Source organism: Mesorhizobium sp. M7A.F.Ca.US.014.04.1.1 (assembly GCF_003998745.1).
In the GTDB taxonomy this organism is placed as follows: domain Bacteria; phylum Pseudomonadota; class Alphaproteobacteria; order Rhizobiales; family Rhizobiaceae; genus Mesorhizobium; species Mesorhizobium ciceri.
Genome location: NZ_RZRW01000840.1, coordinates 1 through 1,826 on the forward strand (window position 1 = coordinate 1; position 1,826 = coordinate 1,826).

A 1,826-nucleotide genomic window follows, 5' to 3' on the forward strand; every position below is an offset into this window, starting at 1 on the left:
GGTGGCAGCGGCATCGTCATGTCGGGTGGCGGCACGATCGACAACAGCGGCACCGTGCAGGGCGGCACAGGTGGCGCCAGCGGCTATTCCGATCAACGCTACCTTGCCGGATCCGGAGGGGTCGGCATTGCCGGGGCTGGCCTCACCGTGACCAACAGCGGCACCATCGCCGGTGGATTCTCGATCGACGGCAACGGCCCCCAGGCTGATGCGATCCGGTTCAGCGGCGGCGTCAATACGCTGGAGCTGCGGGCCGGCTCGGCGATCAGCGGCACTGTGGAGGCCTTCAGCGCGGCCGACACGTTGAGGCTCGGCGGGAACGTCGACAGCAGCTTCGACGTCTCAGGCGTCGGACAGCAATACCAGGGTTTCGGCATCTACGAAAAGACCGGCAACGGCACATGGACCTTGACCGGCAGCACCAGCGCGGTGACGTCGTGGACCGTCGACCAGGGCACATTGAGGATCGGCGGCGACTGGTCGCTGGGCGATGTCTCGGGCGCCCTGACCTTGAACGGCGGCGCGCTGCAGGTGACGGGCAATCCCGTCAGTTTCACGCTGGAGCGCCAGATAATCCTCGGCGCCAACGGCGGCACCTTCGATGTCGGCGCCGGCAAGAACCTGATCCTCGACGGCGTGGTTTCGGGCGACGGACAACTCGCCAAGACCAGTTCCGGCACGCTGACGCTGACCGGCGCCAACAGCTATTCGGGCGGCACGGCGGTGCGCGGCGGCGGCCTTGTCGTGACGGCGACAGGCGCGCTCGGCGACGGACTGGTCGCCATAAACTCCAACGGAAGCGGGGGATGGGCCAAGCTCTATTTCTCGGGCAACGACGCCGCCAATCCGGTCAGTGCCGAGGATATCTCGATCACCGTCGGGTTGGGCGACCTCAACTTCCTGCGCAATGCGACCGCCGGCGCGGCCACCATCATTCTGGCGAAGGACGGCACTGGCGGGCTCAATTTCAGCACCGGAACCGATGCCGGCACGGCCAGCATCATCAACCAGGGCGGCGGCTCGGTCACCTTCACAGGAGCAAGCGCCGCCAATGCTACCATCGTCAATGACGGCCTGGGCATACCGTATTATTTCAGCAGGACGACCTTCGACGACGATTACTCAAGCAATGTATCTTCCTCCGCCGGGGACGCCACGATAACCAACCGGAATGGCGGCTCGACCATTTTCTACGGACATTCGGACGGCGGAACGGCGACGCTGGTCAACGAGGCCGGCGGCACGCTCGATTTCCAGCAGGCATCGCAGGCGGCTGATGCAACCATCCTCAACGGCGCCGGCGGCAGCGTGCTGGTTCGCTTCCGCAACCAGGACTCCGTGCTCGATGTCGGTTCGCTGTCTGGCGACGGGGCCATACTAATCGACGATTCACAGCTGGCGCCGCAGCTTTCGCTCGGCGCGCTCGGTCATGACGACGTCATCGGCGGCACCATTTCCGGAAACGGCTCTCTGACCAAGACCGGCGCGGGCAAGCTGACGCTCAACGGACAGAACAGCTATGCGGGCCTGACCACCGTCGACATGGGAACGCTGGTGGTGGGCGACGCCAGCCATGGCACAGCGAGCCTCGCCGGCGATGTCACGGTGGATTCCGGCGCGCGCCTTGGCGGCATCGGCACCATGGGCGGCAATGTCACCATCCTCGGCACGCACGGCGTCGGCAATTCCATCGGCGTCCAGGCGGTCGGCGGCAACTATGTCAATCATGGCGTCCTGGAGGTCGAGGCGACCCCATCCGGCGCCGACAGGCTGATCGTCGGCGGCACGGTCGACCTATCAGGCGCCACGCTCAACCTGGTCCTGAC

Annotated in this window: 1 protein-coding gene; it reads left to right on the forward strand. The window is 65.8% G+C overall.

The genetic code is table 11. The features are described from left to right. Positions 1 to 1,826: autotransporter-associated beta strand repeat-containing protein (locus tag EOA22_RS32160; protein ID WP_206521389.1), on the forward strand; the 1,826-nt coding region annotated here is incomplete at both ends.